This is a genomic window from Streptomyces sp. NPDC047017 (genome assembly GCF_040644175.1).
Classification (GTDB): Bacteria; Actinomycetota; Actinomycetes; order Streptomycetales; family Streptomycetaceae; genus Streptomyces.
The window spans coordinates 194,655-210,909 of record NZ_JBEYVW010000001.1 but is presented as its reverse complement, the minus strand read 5'-3'; the positions used below and the strand labels follow the sequence as shown (position 1 = coordinate 210,909).

At 75.0% G+C, this 16,255-nt stretch carries 15 protein-coding genes; 9 read left to right on the top strand and 6 right to left on the bottom strand.

What is annotated here, in order from left to right:
- Positions 1 to 41 precede the first annotated feature (41 nt).
- Positions 42 to 905 (bottom strand): MaoC/PaaZ C-terminal domain-containing protein, encoded by an 864-nt coding sequence (locus tag ABZ858_RS01140; RefSeq protein WP_361370710.1) that lies wholly within the window; start codon positions 903 to 905, stop codon positions 42 to 44.
- A gap of 143 nt (positions 906 to 1,048) precedes the next feature.
- Here ABZ858_RS01140 and ABZ858_RS01135 point away from each other — a divergent pair, with 143 nt between their 5' ends.
- From ABZ858_RS01135 to ABZ858_RS01120, 4 genes are all read left to right on the top strand, one after another.
- Entirely contained in the window at positions 1,049 to 1,972 is a 924-nt protein-coding gene (locus ABZ858_RS01135) for an ABC transporter ATP-binding protein (protein WP_361370707.1), read from the top strand.
- Positions 1,972 to 2,691, top strand: a complete 720-nt coding sequence (locus tag ABZ858_RS01130; RefSeq protein ID WP_361370704.1) for an ABC transporter permease — start codon at positions 1,972 to 1,974, stop codon at positions 2,689 to 2,691. Before ABZ858_RS01135 ends, ABZ858_RS01130 begins: the two co-directional genes overlap by 1 nt.
- A gap of 16 nt (positions 2,692 to 2,707) precedes the next feature.
- Entirely contained in the window at positions 2,708 to 4,000 is a 1,293-nt protein-coding gene (locus ABZ858_RS01125; RefSeq protein WP_361370701.1) for a sensor histidine kinase, read from the top strand.
- A gap of 94 nt (positions 4,001 to 4,094) precedes the next feature.
- On the top strand, positions 4,095 to 4,736 hold the full coding sequence (locus ABZ858_RS01120) for a response regulator transcription factor (protein ID WP_361370698.1): 642 nt from the start codon (positions 4,095 to 4,097) through the stop codon (positions 4,734 to 4,736).
- 66 nt (positions 4,737 to 4,802) lie between these two features.
- Here ABZ858_RS01120 and ABZ858_RS01115 read toward each other — a convergent pair whose 3' ends face one another.
- A complete protein-coding gene (locus tag ABZ858_RS01115) occupies positions 4,803 to 6,248 on the bottom strand; it encodes an MFS transporter (RefSeq protein WP_361370695.1) in 1,446 nt (481 codons plus the stop codon).
- 259 nt (positions 6,249 to 6,507) lie between these two features.
- On the opposite strand from ABZ858_RS01115, the gene ABZ858_RS01110 reads away from it, so the two are divergent.
- From ABZ858_RS01110 to ABZ858_RS01095, 4 genes are all read left to right on the top strand, one after another.
- Complete coding sequence (locus ABZ858_RS01110; protein ID WP_361370692.1) at positions 6,508 to 8,247, top strand: MFS transporter; 1,740 nt, start codon at positions 6,508 to 6,510, stop codon at positions 8,245 to 8,247.
- 121 nt (positions 8,248 to 8,368) lie between these two features.
- Positions 8,369 to 9,031 (top strand): class I SAM-dependent methyltransferase, encoded by a 663-nt coding sequence (locus tag ABZ858_RS01105; RefSeq protein WP_361370689.1) that lies wholly within the window; start codon positions 8,369 to 8,371, stop codon positions 9,029 to 9,031.
- A 10-nt stretch (positions 9,032 to 9,041) separates the two neighbouring features.
- A complete protein-coding gene (locus tag ABZ858_RS01100; RefSeq protein WP_361370686.1) occupies positions 9,042 to 10,034 on the top strand; it encodes an N-acetylmuramoyl-L-alanine amidase in 993 nt (330 codons plus the stop codon).
- A 94-nt stretch (positions 10,035 to 10,128) separates the two neighbouring features.
- Entirely contained in the window at positions 10,129 to 10,911 is a 783-nt protein-coding gene (locus ABZ858_RS01095; protein WP_361370683.1) for a hypothetical protein, read from the top strand.
- Between the two features lie 118 nt (positions 10,912 to 11,029).
- Here the strand turns inward: ABZ858_RS01095 and ABZ858_RS01090 are convergent, their stop codons facing one another.
- A complete protein-coding gene (locus ABZ858_RS01090; protein WP_361370680.1) occupies positions 11,030 to 11,599 on the bottom strand; it encodes a hypothetical protein in 570 nt (189 codons plus the stop codon).
- Between the two features lie 151 nt (positions 11,600 to 11,750).
- Here ABZ858_RS01090 and ABZ858_RS01085 point away from each other — a divergent pair, with 151 nt between their 5' ends.
- Complete coding sequence (locus ABZ858_RS01085; protein ID WP_361370677.1) at positions 11,751 to 12,044, top strand: hypothetical protein; 294 nt, start codon at positions 11,751 to 11,753, stop codon at positions 12,042 to 12,044.
- 25 nt (positions 12,045 to 12,069) lie between these two features.
- Here ABZ858_RS01085 and ABZ858_RS01080 read toward each other — a convergent pair whose 3' ends face one another.
- The 3 genes from ABZ858_RS01080 to ABZ858_RS01070 are packed head-to-tail and all read right to left on the bottom strand — an operon-like array spanning position 12,070 to position 16,246.
- Positions 12,070 to 13,140, bottom strand: a complete 1,071-nt coding sequence (locus ABZ858_RS01080) for a prenyltransferase/squalene oxidase repeat-containing protein (protein WP_361370674.1) — start codon at positions 13,138 to 13,140, stop codon at positions 12,070 to 12,072.
- The gene (locus tag ABZ858_RS01075; protein ID WP_361370671.1) at positions 13,137 to 13,871 is read right to left on the bottom strand and encodes a class I SAM-dependent methyltransferase; all 735 of its coding nucleotides are present in this window, start codon (positions 13,869 to 13,871) and stop codon (positions 13,137 to 13,139) included. The genes ABZ858_RS01080 and ABZ858_RS01075 overlap by 4 nt, the downstream gene beginning before the upstream one ends.
- Positions 13,865 to 16,246 carry a glycosyltransferase family 4 protein gene (locus tag ABZ858_RS01070; protein WP_361370668.1) on the bottom strand — a complete coding sequence of 794 codons (2,382 nt, stop codon included), beginning with the start codon at positions 16,244 to 16,246 and terminating at the stop codon, positions 13,865 to 13,867. Before ABZ858_RS01070 ends, ABZ858_RS01075 begins: the two co-directional genes overlap by 7 nt.
- Between the last annotated feature and the right edge of the window lie 9 nt (positions 16,247 to 16,255).

Here is a 16,255-nt window from a genome sequence, read left to right as displayed (position 1 = left end):
CGGGGCCGCTCCGGGTCCCGGCTCCGGTCAGCGGGATGCGGTCAGCGGGGCGCGTCGACGTCGACGGTGCCGTCCAGCACCGGGGCGTCCTCCCGCTCGACGGCGGACACGGACACCTGGACGGCCGCGTGCCGCCGCCACATGCGGACCCGCAGGGTCTCCCCCGGGTACACCACTGCGGCGAAGCGCGCGTCGCAGGACCGTACGCGGGTCACCTCGCCGTCGAGGAGGGTGTCGACGACCGCCTTGAGGGTGATCCCGTAGGTGCACAGCCCGTGCAGGACGGGCCGGTCGAAGCCGGCGGCGCGGGCGAAGGCGGGGTCGGCGTGCAGCGGGTTGGTGTCGCCGCTCAGCCGGTACAGGAGGGCCTGGTCCGGGCGGACCGGCCGCCGTACCGTGCGGTCCGGGGGTCCGGTGGGCGGCCCGGGGCGGGCGGAGGGGCCGCGCTCGCCGCCCCAGCCGCCCTCGCCGCGGACGAAGACGCGGGCCTCCTCCGTCCACAGCGGGCCGTCCGCGTCGGCGGTCTCGGTGCGCAGCACGAGGAGGGCCGCGCCGCCCTTGTCGTACACGCCGGTGAGGCGTTCGGTGCGGGTCGCGGTGCCCTCGGCGGGCAGCGGCCGGTGCACGGTCAGCGCCTGGCCGCCGTGCAGCACGCGGGCGAGGTCGACGTCGACGCCGGGCAGGGACAGCGCCCTGATGACGCCCGGCGCGCCGCCCCCGGCGACGGTGGCGAAACCCGGCAGCACGCGCGGCCCGCGCTCCAGGGCGTAGCGCAGCTCGCCGGGGTCGTCCGGCGGTACGCCCGCGCCGATGCCGAGGTGGTACAGCTGGACGTCCCGGACGGTCCAGGAGATCTCCCCGGTGCGGGGGCCGGCGGCGAGGGCCTTGGCGGCGTCGAGGGGCATGCGCCCTCTGTACACCCGGGGCGCGCGGGACGGGAAGTGCTCACGTGGGAGGTCCGCCGGGCAGGGGCGATGACATTTGTCCCGCCCGAGTCCGTACAACCGCATCTGCCGCCGCCGGTGCGCCCCTTCCTACCGTCATAGGCATGACACAGACACGAAGTGCCGTGTCCTTCCGGGGGGCGGTCAAGGTCTTCGGCGAGGTGCGTGCCGTCGACGGCGTCGACCTGGAGATCGCGCGTGGCGGGACGGTGGCCCTGCTCGGCCGCAACGGGGCGGGCAAGTCGACGGCGATCGCGCTGCTGCTGGGGCTGCTCGCGCCCGACGCGGGGACGGTGGAACTGTTCGGCGGGGAGCCGGAGCGGGCGGTGCGCGCCGGTCTGGTCGGGGCGATGCTCCAGGAGGCGCGGGCGGTGCCCCGGGTCAGGGTGGCCGAGCTGGTGGCGTTCGTGGCCGGGCGTTACCCGGACCCGCTGCCCGTGGCCCGGGTGCTGGAGCTGGCCGGGATCGCGGACCTCGCCGGGCGGCGCGTGGACCGGCTCTCCGGCGGCCAGGCGCAGCGGGTGCGGTGCGCGGTGGCGCTCGCCGGGAATCCCGCGCTGCTGGTGCTGGACGAGCCGACGGCGGCGCTGGACGTGGAGGCGCGCCACGCGTTCTGGGACGCGATGCGGGCCTCCGCGCGCGGCGGCCGGACCGTGCTGTTCTCCACGCACCACCTGGAGGAGGCCGACGCGTACGCCGACCGGGTCCTGGTGCTCGACGGCGGCCGGATCGTGGCCGACGGCACCGGGGAGGAGCTGCGGCACGCGGCCGGTGGCAGCCTGGTCGCCTTCGACCTGGGCGGGCGGGGCACGGCGGGTCTGGAGCTGCTGCCGGGCGTGCGGTCCCTGGAAGTGCGCGGGGACCGGGCGCGGCTGCGCACCGACGACCCGGACGCGACCGTGGTCGCGCTGGCCGGACTGGGGGCGGTCCGCGGCCTGGAGGTGGCCCCGGCCTCGCTGGACGAGGCGTTCCTGGCCCTGACCGCCGGCCGGCCGGGCGGCGCACCGCGCGCACGGGAGGCGGTCTGATGCTGGACTACCTGCGGCTGGAGGTGCGCCGCACGCTGCGCGACACGGGTTTCGTGATCGGCGGGATCGCCATGCCGGTCCTGATGTACCTGCTGTTCACCCACATCGGCACCGGCGGCGACGGGGAGTGGCGGACCGCCGCCATGGTCGGCATGGCCGCCTACGGCGCGGTCGGCTCGGCGCTGAACACCGGCGGCGGGGTCGCCGAGGACCGCGCGCTGGGCTGGCTGCGCCAGCTCAGGGTGACCCCGATGACCGCGCGGCAGGTGGTGGCCGGGCGGGCGCTGACCGGGTCGGTGACGGTGCTGCCCGCGATCTGCGCGGTGCTGCTGGCGGGCGGGCTGGTGAACGGCGTACGGCTCCCGGTGTGGGAGTGGGCGGTGACGGCGGTGCTGCTGTGGCTGGGGTCGGTCCCGTTCACGCTGCTCGGGCTCGGCAACGGCTACGGGCTGACCCCGCAGGCCACGGGTGTGGCGAACATGGTGGGCAACCTGGGGCTCGCGGTGCTCGGCGGGCTGTGGTTCCCCGTCTCGCTCTTCCCGCACTGGCTGCGCTCGGTGTCCGCGTACACGCCGACGTACCGGATCGCGCAACTGGGAGTATCGGTCACCGAGGGACAGGTTCCGGCCATGAGTGCGATCCTCGTGCTGGCGGGCTGGCTGCTGGTGTTCGGTTCGTACGCCGTGCTGTCCTACCGCCGCACCGCGGGAACCGTCTGATCGGGGGAAACGGAAGATGAGCTGGAGGCGCGCACTCTCCTGCCATGTGCAGGCGTGGCGGGAGACCTTCCGGGACGCGCAGGAGGCGCAGCGGTACTGGAAGGAGAACAAGGTACAGCTGAAGGCCGACTGGAAGGCCGCGAAGAAGGCGGGCAAGGAGGTCGAGGACCCCGGCCCGCCGCCCACCGGCTTCGGTCTGCTGCCCTGGCTGATGATGGGGCTGGGCGCCTTCTCCAACCTGCTGCACGGCAGGACGCCCGATCCGTGGGTGGGCGTCCTCGGCCTGCTCGCTTTCAATTCGATGTACATCTACGTCGTCTTCAACGCCTTCGACAAGGAGCGGCGCAAGGCCGCCCCGACGCGGATCGTGCTGCTGCTGATGGGGCTGGTCACCGTCGCGCTGGGCCTCGGCTACGGCGACAGCTGGCTGATGTTCTTCCCGCTGCTCGGCCTGGCGACGGGCTCGGTCATGCGCGGTCCCTGGATGGGCAAGACGGGTCTGCTGCTGGCGGTGCTCGGGGGCTCGGTGGCCGCCGTCCACGAGGGCTGGGACGGCATCAACATCGCCTACGCCACGTTCCTGTCCACCATGGTGACCGCGGCGATCATGGGGCTGAGCGAGGCGGTGCGGGAGCTGCGGGCCGCCCGCGAGGAGCTGGCCCGGCGGGCGGTGGAGGAGGAGCGGATGCGTTTCTCCCGGGACCTGCACGATCTCCTCGGGCACACCCTGTCGGTGATCGTGGTGAAGTCGGAGGCGGCCCGGCGGCTGGCGGCCCGGGACATGGAGGCGGCGCTGACGCAGGTCACCGACATCGAGTCGGTGGGCCGGCAGGCGCTCACCGAGATCCGCGAGGCGGTCACCGGCTACCGGGAGGGCAGCCTGAGCACGGAGCTGGACCGGGCCCGCTCGGCGCTGACCGCGGCCGGCATCGAACCCGTCGTACGCCGCTCCGGGCCGCCGCTGACCCCGCAGACCGAGGCGCTGCTGGGCTGGGTGGTGCGCGAGGCGGTCACCAACACGCTCCGCTACAGCGGCGCCGGCCGGTGCGAGATCACCGTGTCCGGCACCGCCGAACTCGTGCGGCTCACGGTCGCCGACAACGGGGACGGCGCGCCGGGCGCCGCCCAGCCGAACGCGCCCGGCATCGGCGGCACCGGCCTGAAGGGCCTGACCGAGCGGCTGGCCACGGCGGGCGGCTCGCTGCGCGCCGGGCCGTCCCCGCGCGGCTTCACGGTCACCGCCGAACTCCCGCGCGACCCGGAGGAGTTGACGACGGCGGCACTGGCGACGGTACCCAGGGCGACATGAGGCGCCCGGGGCGCGCGATGCCAGGGCGCGGAGTCCGGTGGCCGGTGGGCCGGTCGTGGTGCCGGGCCCGCGCGCGGCTTTCTACTCTGGAGCCGTGAACGAGATGCCCGAGGACCACCGGCCCGCCCCGTCCGTCCGTGTCCTGCTCGCCGAGGACCAGGGAATGATGCGGGGCGCCCTCGCCCTGCTGCTCGGCCTGGAGGAGGACATGGAGGTGGTCGCGCAGGTCTCGGCGGGGGACGCGATCGTGGACGCCGTGCTGGCGCACCGGCCGGACGTGGCGCTGCTGGACATCGAGCTGCCCGGGCGCAGCGGGCTGGACGCGGCCGCCGAGCTGCGGGCGCGGGCGCCGGGCTGCCGGGTGCTGATCCTGACCACGTTCGGGCGGCCCGGCTATCTGCGCCGCGCGATGGAGGCGGGCGCGGCGGGCTTCCTGGTGAAGGACGGCCCGGTGGAGGGGCTGGCCGCCTCGATCCGCCGGGTGCTGGCCGGGGAGACGGTGATCGATCCGGCGCTCGCGGCGGCGGCCCTGAGCGCCGGGCCCAGTCCGCTCACGGCCCGCGAGTGCGATGTGCTCAACGCGTCCGCGGACGGGGCGACGGTCGCCGACATCGCCGGGTCGCTGCACCTGTCGGAGTCCACCGTCCGCAACTACCTGTCCTCCGCCATCGGCAAGACCGGCACCCGCAACCGCACCGAGGCCCTGCGCGAGGCCCGCCAGCAAGGGTGGCTGTAGGGCAATCCCGTCCCGATCAGACCGGATCAGGACCGATCAGACCGGACCAGGACCGATCGGGCGGGATCAGGCGTCCGCCTGCCGCCGCCGGGCCGCGCGCGGCAGCCACACCAGCATCATCAGGGTCCCGCCGAGCAGGACCCACGCCCCGGTGCGGAACACCAGCGCGTACCCCTCCGTCAGGCCGGCCGCGGTGCTGCGCCCCGCCGTGCGGGACGCGGCGATCGTCGACATGACCGCGAGGCCGAGCGAACCGCCCATGGTGCGCGAGGTGTTGATCAGGCCGGAGACCAGGCCGGCGTCGCCGGGGGCGGCGCCGGAGGTGGCCAGGGCGGCGAGCGGGGTGCCGGCCAGGCCCGCGCCCAGCATCATCAGGATGCCGGGGAACATGATCGCCGTCAGGTACGCCCCGTCCGCCCGCATCGCCGACTGCCAGGCGAACCCGGCGGTGGCCAGCAGCGAGCCCAGCACGGCGACGCTGCGCGCGCCCGCCGTCCGCATCAGGCGCGGCGCCAGCTTGGAGCCGAGGACGACGGCGAGCGAGCTGGGCACCAGGGCGACCCCGGCGTCCAGCGGCGAGTAGCCCAGCACGTTCTGCGCGTACAGGGTCATGAAGAACCACATGCAGAACATGGCCGAGCCGGACACCAGCATCGCCGCGTTCGCGGAGGCCACCGACCGCACCCTCAGCAGGCCGAGCGGCATCAGCGGGGCGGCGGTGCGCGCCTGGACGGCGAGGAAGAGGGCGACGAGGACGGCTCCGGCGAGCAGCGGCGCCAGGGTGGCCGCGGCGGTCCAGCCCTCGGCCTCGGTCTGCGAGATGCCGTACGCCAGCGTGGCGAGACCGGCGGTCACCAGCAGCGCGCCGGGCAGGTCGAGGCGGCGGCGCTCACCGGAGCGGCTCTCCACCAGCCAGTACACGGAGGCGGCGAGGACCACCGCGCCGACCGGCACGTTGATCAGCAGCACCCACCGCCAGGACAGCCCCTGCACGAGGACGCCGCCGACCAGTCCGCCGGCCGCGCCGCCGCCCGCGCCGACCGCCGTCCAGGTGGCTATCGCGCGGGCCCGGGCGGCGCCCTCGGGCACGGCGGCGGTCAGCAGGGTCAGCGTGGAGGGGGCGAGCACGGCCGCGCCGAGGCCCTGCACGGCCCGGGCGAGCAGCAGCTGCCAGCCCTCCTGGGCGATGCCGCCGCCGAGCGAGGCCAGGGTGAACAGGGCGAGCCCGACGAGGAACATGCGCTTGCGCCCGTAGAGGTCGCCGGCCCGGCCGCCGAGCAGCATGAAGCCGGCGAAGGCGATGGCGTACGCGTTCACCACCCACTGCAGGCCCGGCGCGCTCAGCCCCAGGTCCGTCCGCATGGAGGGCAGCGCCACATTGACGACGGACACGTCCAGGACGACCAGGAACTGCCCGGCGCAGGCGAGGGCGACGACGAGCCAGGTGGGCGGGGCGGTAGGACGGCGGCGGGCGGCCGGGGCGGCATCGGGGGCTTCGAGCATGGGGGTCATGGTCTCAAGCGGTAGGTGCCCCTTGCATCGGGATTTCGCCCGGCCCCGGCCGGGACCGAGGACCTACGTCCCCGGCCGGGGCGAGGACCCACGTCCCCGGGCGGCGTCCCCTGACGGGCCGTCACCTGATATCGGATCGGTCAAGGATTCGTTAGTACGCCGAAGCATCGGAATAGTCGCCCCGGCGTACGGGGTTCACCCTGCACATATCCGATCGGATGATCACCTGCTCACCTCAACGGCCTGGAGGCCACCCTCAATGACGCTCACGACGACCGACCGGCCCACCCGGAGCGCGAGCGGGGCCGTCGTCCCCGTGCTCGCCTTCGCGGGCATCGTTGTCGCGGTGATGCAGACCCTGCTGGTGCCGGTCATCAAGGACCTGCCGCAGCTGCTGGGCACCTCACCGAGCAACGCCACCTGGGTCCTGACCTCCACCCTCCTCTCGGGCGCCGTCGCCACGCCGATCATGGGCCGCCTCGGCGACCTGTACGGCAAGCGCCGCATGCTCATAGCCAGCCTCGCGGTGATGGTGGCCGGCGCCCTGGTCAGCGCGTTCACCAGCGCCCTGCTGCCCATGATCGTCGGCCGTACGCTCCAGGGCTTCGCCATGGGCGCGATCCCGCTGGGCATCGGCCTGATGCGCGACATGCTGCCGCGCGAGAAGCTCGCCTCGTCGATGGCCCTGATGAGTTCCTCGATCGGCGTCGGCGGCGGCCTGGCGCTGCCCGCCGCCGCCCTGGTCGCCCAGCACACCGACTGGCACGCCCTCTTCTACGGCGCCGCCGGGCTCGGTGTGCTGTCCATCGTGCTGACCCTGCTCACCGTCCCCGAGTCCCCGATGCGCGCCGAGGGCTCCTTCGACCTGCTGGGCGCGCTCGGGCTCTCCGCCGGCCTGGTGCTGTTCCTGCTGCCGATCACCAAGGGCAGCGACTGGGGCTGGTCGTCGGCGACCACGCTCGGCCTGTTCGGCGCGGCCGTCGTCGTCCTGCTGCTGTGGGGCCTCATGGAGCTGCGCGTGGCGGCCCCGCTGGTCGACCTGCGCACCACCGCCCGCCGCGAGGTGCTGCTCACCAACCTGGCCTCGATCATGGTCGGTGTCGCCTTCTACGTCGTCTCCCTGGTCCTGCCCCAGCTGCTCCAGCTGCCCGCGGCCACCGGGTACGGCCTGGGCCGGTCGATGGTCGTGGCGGGGCTGTGCGTGGCCCCGCTGGGCCTGACGATGATGTTCACCGCGCCGGTCTACGCCCGCCTGTCCGCCCGCTACGGCCCCCGCACCACCCTCATCATCGGCCTGCTGGTCATCGCGATCGGCTACGGCGGCGGCCTGGGCCTGATGGACGCGGCCTGGCAGACGGTCCTCACCTCGGTGATGCTCGGCGCCGGCATCGGCCTGGCGTACTCCTCGCTGCCCGCGCTGATCGTCGGCGCGGTGCCGGCCTCCGAGACGGGCGCGGCCAACGGCCTCAACACGCTGATGCGGTCCATCGGCACCTCGGTGTCCAGCGCGGTGATCGGCATGGTGCTGGCCAACACCGCCGACCATGTCAACGGCGTCGCGCTGCCGACCATGCACGGCTTCCGGGTCTCCTTCCTGATCGCCACCGCCGCGGTCGCCGTCGGCCTGCTGCTCGCCCTGTGCCTGCCGCGGCCCGGCCGCTCCACCGTCCCGCAGCTGCGCGCCAGCAGCGAGGAGGACGCCGGCCTGGCCCGCGCCGAGGAGGCCCTGCGGGGCTTCCGCGGCCGGGTCCTGGACGCCGCCGGCGCCCCGGTCGCCCGCGCCAAGGTCACCCTGATCGACCGCCGCGGCCGGCAGGCGGGCGCCACGCTCTCCGCGGAGGACGGCGGTTACGTCCTCGTGGTCCCGGCCCAGGGCCCCTACGTCCTGGCCGCCCGCGCCACCGGCCACGGCCCGCACGCCTCCGCGGCCGTCCACGCGGGCGACGACCGCCCGGTCGACCTGGACCTGTCCCTGCCGGGCGAGACCGTCACGGCCTGAGATCCCGCCCCCGTCCCGGGGCCCCGGGCCCGCACCCCCGCACCCGCTGTCCCCCCGCCGGCAGCGGGTGCGGCAGCATGGGCGGCCGGAACACCGACGTACGACCGGAAGGACCCGCCGCATGAGCGTGGCACCCGCGCCCGAGATCCTGGCCGCGTTCGAGGCGGCGAAGGGGTTCATGCCCGCGGACGAGGGACTCGCGCTGTACGCGGCGGCCGTGACGGCCGGGCGGCTCGGGCTGCCGCTGCTTGAGGTCGGCACGTACTGCGGGCGCTCCACCGTGCTGCTCGCCGACGCGGCCCGGCGGTCCGGGGTCACCGCGCTCACCGTCGACCACCACCGCGGCAGCGAGGAGCAGCAGCCCGGCTGGGACTACCACGACCCGGAGACCGTCGATCCCGAGATCGGCCTGATGGACACGCTGCCCGCCTTCCGGCGCACCCTGCACCGGGCCGGCCTGGAGGAGCACGTGGTGGCGCTCGTCGGCCGCTCGCCGCAGATCGCCGCCCTGTGGAACACGCCCCTCGGGCTCGTCTTCGTCGACGGCGGCCACACCGACGAGCACGCCGGGGCCGACTACGCGGGCTGGGCCCCACACGTGGCCGAGGGCGGGCTGCTCGTCCTCCACGACGTGTTCCCGGACCCGGTGGACGAGTTCACCGGGCAGGCCCCGTACCGGGTGTACCTGCGGGCGCTGGAGTCGGGCGCGTTCACCGAGGTCTCGGTGACGGGCTCGCTGCGCGTCCTGCGGCGAGAGGCCGCCGGCGCCCCGGCCCGCGGTTAGAGTCGCGGTCATGTCGTACGTGGGTCCCGAGTTCGATCCGTCCCCGTCCGAGGGGGCCGGCCGCCCCGGGGGCGCGGGCCGCCGGCGCCGCGGGCCGGTGGTCGCCCTCGGCGCGCTGGCCGCCGCCGCGCTGCTGGGCTGGCTGGCGTACGAGGCGGTGGGCTCCCCGGGCGGTCCCGGCGGCCCGGACGGGGCGGGCGGCGGGCCGGGCCCGGGCGGGACCGCGGCCACCTCCGGGAAGCCGCCGTCCGGCTCGTCCCCCGCCTCCCCCGCCTCCCCCTCCTTCCCCGGCGACGACGCCAAGCAGCCCGGCGGCGCCGCCGGCCCGCTGCGCGGCAAGGTCGTCGTCATCGACCCGGGGCACAACCCGGGCAACGTCCGGCACACCGCCGAGATCGACCGCCAGGTCGACATCGGCACCGGGCACAAGGAGTGCGACACCACCGGCACCGCCACCAACGCCGGTTACGCCGAGGCCCGGTTCACGCTGGACGTGGCGCACCGGCTGCGCGCCCTGCTCGAACAGCGGGGCGTGACCGTGAAGTTGACCCACGACGGTGACTCGCCCGCCTGGGGCCCGTGCGTGGACGAGCGGGCCCGGATCGGCAACGCCGCGCACGCGGACGCGGCCCTCTCCCTCCACGCCGACGGCGCGGCGGCCGGCGACCGCGGCTTCCACGTCATCCTCCCGGCGGCGGTGCGCGAGGGCGCCGCCGACACCCGGCCGATCGCCGCCGCCTCCCACGACCTCGGGGTGCGCCTGGCGGGCGCCTTCCTGCGCGCCACCGGCGAGCCGCCCGCCGACTACGTCGGCGGCGGCACCGGTCTCGTCACACGGAAGGACCTGGGCGGTCTCAATCTGTCAACGGTTCCGAAGGTGTTCATCGAGTGCGGCAACATGCGGAACAGCACGGACGCGGCCCGGCTGACCAGCGCCGACTGGCGGCAGCAGGCGGCGCAGGGGATGTCTGAGGGAATCGTGAGTTTCCTGAGCGGGTCCTGACCTGCGGGGCCGTACCGGCGGACAGGCCGCCCGTACGGGCGATAGTGTCACCCGTACGTGACGACGGTACGTGACGACCTACGAAGGACCTGACGTGAATATCCGCTCCCTCACTCGGGGCGACGGCGTGGTGATCGGGGCAGCGGTGTTGCTGTTCATCGCGTCGTTCCTCCACACCTATGACTACCTGAGCAGCAACGCCTGGGACGGGCTCGGCCTGAGCCTGGGCCTCTACCTGGGCGGAGTGATCGGCGCCGCACTGGTCGTCATCAACCGGTGCCTGCCCCAGCCGCGCAAGGTGGCGGGACTCGAACTGGCCACGGTGGGCACGGCGTTCACGGTCCTGACGGCGTGGATCCTGTTCTGGGACCTGGTGGACCCGGGCGCGGTCGGCGCGGGCCCCGGCCTGGTCCTCGGCTTCATCGCGGCCCTCGTGCTGGCGGGCGCGGCGATCGCCACCCCGCTGGTCCCCGCCCTCCAGGGCGCCCTGGTCCCGGCCCCCAAGCCGGCCGCGCCGCAGCCCTACGGGGCGCAGCCGCAGGGCGGTTACGGCTACCCGGGCCAGCCGCAGCCCTACGGCGCCCAGCCGCAGCCCGGCCAGTCCTTCGGCGGCCCGCCGCAGCCGGGCCAGCCGGGTGCCGCCGGTGCGCCGGGGGCCACCGCCGCGCCGGCCGCCGCGGGCTTCTCGCCGTTCTGGTTCGCCGTCCCGGCGCCGCGCCCGCTGGTCGGGGACGACGGCTCGTCCGCGCCGATCGCCGAACTGACGCCGGGCGTGTGGTACTTGGCGGTGGAGGCCCGCGGCCAGGGCCTGCTGACCGAGATGCAGGACGGCCGCCGCGGTGTCCTGCAGGACGCGTCGAACATCCAGCGCGGCTGAGCCAGCGCGGCTGAGCCAGCGCCGCTGATCCGCCGCACCGCCGACGGCCCCCCTCCCTGCGGGCGGGGGGCCGTCGCCGTGCGCACGGCGGTGAGCCGCGCGCACCGGGGCCGTACGCCTACGAGCCGCTCCTGAGCTGCGCGGGCGAGGGCACCTTGTCCTTGACCGGGGCGCCCGCGCTCTTGCCGGCGTCCTTGATCTTGTTGATGGTGTCGTTGAAGCTGTCCGCCGCCGAACCGTCGCCCTTGCGGAGCTTGGACGGCAGGTCCTTCAGCCCGGCCACGGCCGAGCCGAGCGGGGCGAGCGCCTTGGACAGCGTCGGGTCGCCCTTGGCGTTGCGCTGGGCCGCCTTGAGCCGGTTGTAGGTGAACGCGCCGGCGAGCGCGGCCTTGACCAGGGTCGCCTTGCGGTGCTTGGCGCCCTTCTTGAACTTGCCCTCCTTGTACGGTTTCCAGATCCACTGGTACGTGGCCCCGGCCGCGAGGCCCGCGTTGGCCACGAAACGGGTCTTGGCGAACTTCTGCCGTTCCGCGGACGTGCTCGGGCTCGGTGTGGGCGCGGCGACCGCGACGGCGGGGGCGGTCTGCCGCCCGTCGCCGTGGCCCGCGGCCCACGCGGTGGTGGAACCGGCGAGCAGGGCGCAGCACAGGGTGAGCGCCACAGCGAGGCGCCGTATCGGTACGGGCACGGTGTCCTCCCGAAAGGTGTTGCTCCGGGTACTCCAGGGGACCGTGTGAACCGGGTCATCTCCTGTGAAACAGGACACCTAGGGTGGTGGCCTTCTCACCCGGTGTGCGCGCGGCAGGTTTCAGCCGTGGCGCGGCGGCCAGACGCACTGCATGTCCCCTAGATATCGCTCGGGCCCCAACTCCGCCGGTACGGTCATCGCGGTGGTCGCCGACATCATGGCCGTCATCCTCGGACTGTGGATCCTCATGTATCTGCTGGACGCGAACCGGGGCAACGACCTGGTGCGCCTCGTCCACGAATCGGCCGACTGGCTGGCCGGCTGGTCGCGCGACCTGTTCACCTTCGACCGGGCGTGGGCCCGGGTGGTCGCCGGTTACGGTCTGGCCGCCGTGGTCTACCTGTTCATCGGCCACGCCATCGCCAACCGCCTGCACCGCGGCTGACGACGCGGCCCTCACCGGGCCGCCGTCAGCCGCAGCAGTCCGGGTCCAGGCCCCTGGGCAGCCGGTCGCCCGCGAAGACCGTGCAGGTGGCCTCGTGGCCGCCGAGCGCGGCGACGGCCAGGAGCAGGGACCCGGCGGTCCAGGTGGTCAGCTCGCGGGGCCATATGGCCGCGTCCTCGAAGACGTAGCCCGTCCAGTACAGGCCGGTCGCGGGATCGCGCAGGTGCTGGATGGACTGGAGGACGTCGAGCGCGCGGTCGGACTCGCCCACCGCCCACAGGGTCAGGGCGAGTTCGGCCGACTCGCCGCCGGTCACCCACGGGTTGGGCACCACGCAGCGCACGCCGAGTCCGGGCACCACGAAGCGGTCCCAGTCCCGGGCTATGCGCGCCTTGGCCTCGGTCCCGGTCAGCGCGCCGCCCAGCACCGGGTAGTACCAGTCCATGGAGTAGCGGTCCTTGTCGAGGAACCGCTCGGGGTGGCGGCGGATGGCGTGCCGCAGCGCGCCGGCCGCCAGCTCCCAGTCGGGCTGCGCCTCCTCGCGCTGCTCGGCGATGGCGAGCGCGCAGCACAGCGCGTGGTGCACCGAGGAGGACCCGGTGAGCAGGGCGTCCGCGGTGGCCGTCCCGTCGTCCTCGCGCTTCCAGCCGATCTGCCCGCCGGACCGCTGGAGCCGCAGCACGAACTCGACCGCCGCGTAGACGACGGGCCACATCCGGTCCAGGAAGGTGTCGTCGCCGGTGGAGAGGTAGTGGTGCCACACCCCTACGGCGACGTACGCGACGAAGTTGGTCTCGCGGCCCCGGTCGGTGACGTCGTCGTGGGCGCCGTCCGCGTAGGCCGCGTACCAGGAGCCGTCCGGGAGCTGGTGCCGGGCCAGCCAGGCGTACGCCCGCTCGGCGGCCTCGTGCTCGCCGGCCGCGTCCAGGGCCATCGCGGCCTCGGTGTGGTCCCAGGGGTCGAGGTGGTGGCCCCGGAACCACGGGATGGCCCCGTCCGCGCGCTGGGCGGCGAGGATGCCGTGCACGGTCGCGGCGGCCTGCTCGGCGGTGAGCACCCCGGGCAGGACGAGGTGCTCCGTCCGGGGAGTGGTCACGCGGCGTCCACCGGCGGCAGGTGCGGCTTGGTCGCGTACGCCACGAAGCTCTTGCCGATCACCGGGTTCAGCGCCTGCTCGGCGACCCGGGTGGCCAGCGGCTTCTTCATGATGTCCCAGACCAGCAGCTTGTGGTACGCCCGCACCGGCAGCGCCTGGTCGTTGTCGACGCCGAAGGCGCACTTCAGCCACCAGTACGGCGAGTGCAGGGCGTGCGCGTGGTGGGTGCCGTACGGCTTGAGGCCGGCCTCGCGGATCTTGCCGAGGAGTTCGTCCGCCTTGTAGATGCGGATGTGGCCGCCCTCGACCTCGTGGTAGGCGTCGGAGAGGGTCCAGCAGACCTTCTCGGGGCCGTAGCGGGGCACGGTGATCGCGATCCGGCCGCCCGGCCTGAGCACCCGGACCATCTCGGCGAGGACGCCCTTGTCGTCGGGGATGTGCTCCATCACCTCGGAGATGATGACCACGTCGAAGGACTCGTCGGGGAAGGGCAGCGCGAGGGCGTCGCCCTCCATGGCGGTGGCGGTGGCGCCCTCGGGGGCCTCACCGGCCTCCTTCATGGCCGCGAACCACTTGGCGACCTCGCGTATCTCCTCGGCGCTCTGGTCCAGGGCCACGACCCGCGCGCCGCGCCGGTAGCACTCGAACGCGTGCCGTCCGGCACCGCAGCCGAGGTCCAGGACGCGGTCGCCCGGGGCGAGCGGGAACCGGGAGAAGTCGACGGTCAGCACGTGGCCCTGCTTTCGTATTCCGCTGAGGCTGATTCTGCCGAGGCTGCTGAGTCTGTTGGGGCTGCTGCTTCTGCCGAGGCCACGGGGAGAGAGCCCGCCGAGGGGGCTGCCGCCGGGGGCGATCCCGCCGAAGGGGCTCCCGCCGAGGGCGCTTCCGTCGGGGTCACTTCCGCGGCCGGGCCGCGGCCGGACGGGCGGGGCGCGGCGGGGGCGGCGGCCTGCGCGGCGGCGGCTTGCGCGGCGGGCGCGGCCTGTCCGGTGGGCGCGGACTGCGTGGCGGCGGCCTGCTTGGTGGCGGCAATCTGCACGGTGGGCGCGGTCTGTCCGCTGGGCGCGGACTGCGTGGCGGCGGGCTTGGCGGGCGCCGCCTGCGCAACGGGGGCGGCCTGCCCGGCGGGCACGGCCTGTCCGGTGGGCGCGGCCTGTCCGGCGGGCGCGGACTGCGCGGCGGCGGCCTGCTTGGTGGGGGCAACCTGCACGGCGGGCGCGGACTGTCCGCTGGGCGCGGACTGCGTGGCGGCGGGCGCGGCGGGCGCCGTCTGCGGAACGGGGGCGGCCTGCCCGGCGGGCACGGACTGCCCGGTGGGCGCGGACTGCGCGGCGGCGGCCTGCTTGGTGGCGGCAACCTGCACGGCGGGCACGGACTGTCCGCTGGGCGCGGACTGCGCGGCGGCGGGCGCGGCGGGCGCCGCCTGCGCGGTGGGCGCGGACTGCGTGACGGCGGCCTGCTTGGTGGCGGCAATCTGCACGGTGGGCGCGGCCTGTCCGGTGGGCGCGGACTGCGCGGCGGCGGGCGCGGCGGGCGCCGTCTGCGCAACGGGGGCGGCCTGCCCGGCGGGCACGGACTGCCCGGCAGGAGCGGACTGCGGGGCGGCGGGCTTGGCCGACGCGCCGCCCTGCATGGCGGGCGTCGCCTGCGTGGCGGGCGCGGGCCGCCCGGCGAGCGCGGACTGCGGGGCGGCGGCCTGCGCGGCAGGCAAGCCCTGCATGACGGGCGCAACCTGCGCAGCGGCGCCCTGCCCGGCATGCGTCGCCTGCGCGCTCCCGGCCGGAGTGCTCGCCAGGGCGGTGGCGATGGCCTCGCGGTAGCGGGCCACCGTGCCCTGGGCCGCGCGTGCCCAGGTGAAGTGGCGCAGGACCCGTTCGCGTCCGGCGGCGCCCAGCCGCGTCCGCAGGTCCGGGTCGGCCAGCAGCCGGTTCAGCGCGGCGGCCAGCGCCCCCGCGTCGCCGGGCGGCACCGCCAGGCAGGTCTCCCCGTCCCTCCCGGCGACCTCGGGGATCGCGCCGCCGGTGGTGGCGACCAGCGGGGTGCCGGTGGCCATCGCCTCGGCGGCCGGCAGCGAGAAACCCTCGTACAGCGAGGGCACGCAGGCGATCTCGGCCGAGCGGACCAGATCGACCAGTTCGGCGTCGGAGATGCCCTTGACGAACTCGACCGCGCCTTCGAGGCCGTACCGTTCGACGGCCTGGGCGACGGGCCCCTCGGTGGGCCGCTTGCCGACCACGACGAGATGCGCGCCCGGGTGTTCGGCGCGCACCTTGGCCAGCGCCTCGACGAGGAAGACCAGGCCCTTGAGCGGCACGTCCGCGCTGGAGGTGGTCACGATCCGGCCCGGCACCCGCGCCACCGACGGGTCGGGCGAGAACAGGTCGGTGTCGGCGCCGATGTGCACGACGTGGACGCGGTCGGGGCGCACCCCGAGGTGGTCGACGATCTCCTGCCGGGAGGTGCCGGAGACGGTGAGCACGGACGGCAGCCGGCGCGCGACCCGCTTCTGCATGCGGGTGAAGGCGTACCAGCGCCGCACCGACCACCGCCGCTGCCGGCTCCCGGCGGCGTCCAGCTCCAGTTGCCGGTCCACGGTGATGGGGTGGTGGACGGTGGTCACCAGGGGCGCGCCGACGTCGCCGAGCAGGCCGTAGCCGAGGGTCTGGTTGTCGTGCACGACGTCGAACTCGCCACGCCGGGCGCGCAGCAGGCGGCGGGCGCGCAGCGAGAAGGTCAGCGGCTCGGGGAAGCCGCCGGTCCACATGGTGGCGACCTCCAGCGCGTCGATCCAGTCGCGGTACTCGCCACGCCCGGGGGTGCGGAAGGGATCGGGCTGGCGGTACAGGTCGAGGCTGGGCAGCTCGGTCAGGCGCAGCCGGTCCCCGGCGTCGCCGTCGAGGGCGTCGAGCACGGGGTAGGGCTGGGCGCCGATCACCTCGACGTGGTGGCCGAGGCGGGCCAGTTCGCGCGAGAGGTGGCGTACGTAGACGCCCTGGCCGCCGCAGAACGGGTTCCCCTTGTAGGTGAGGAGGGCGATCCTGAGCGGGCGCCCGCCGTCCGCCGCGAGGTCCGCCGGGGACCCCGCCTGACTGGCCTCAGCGGTCACTCCGGGCCC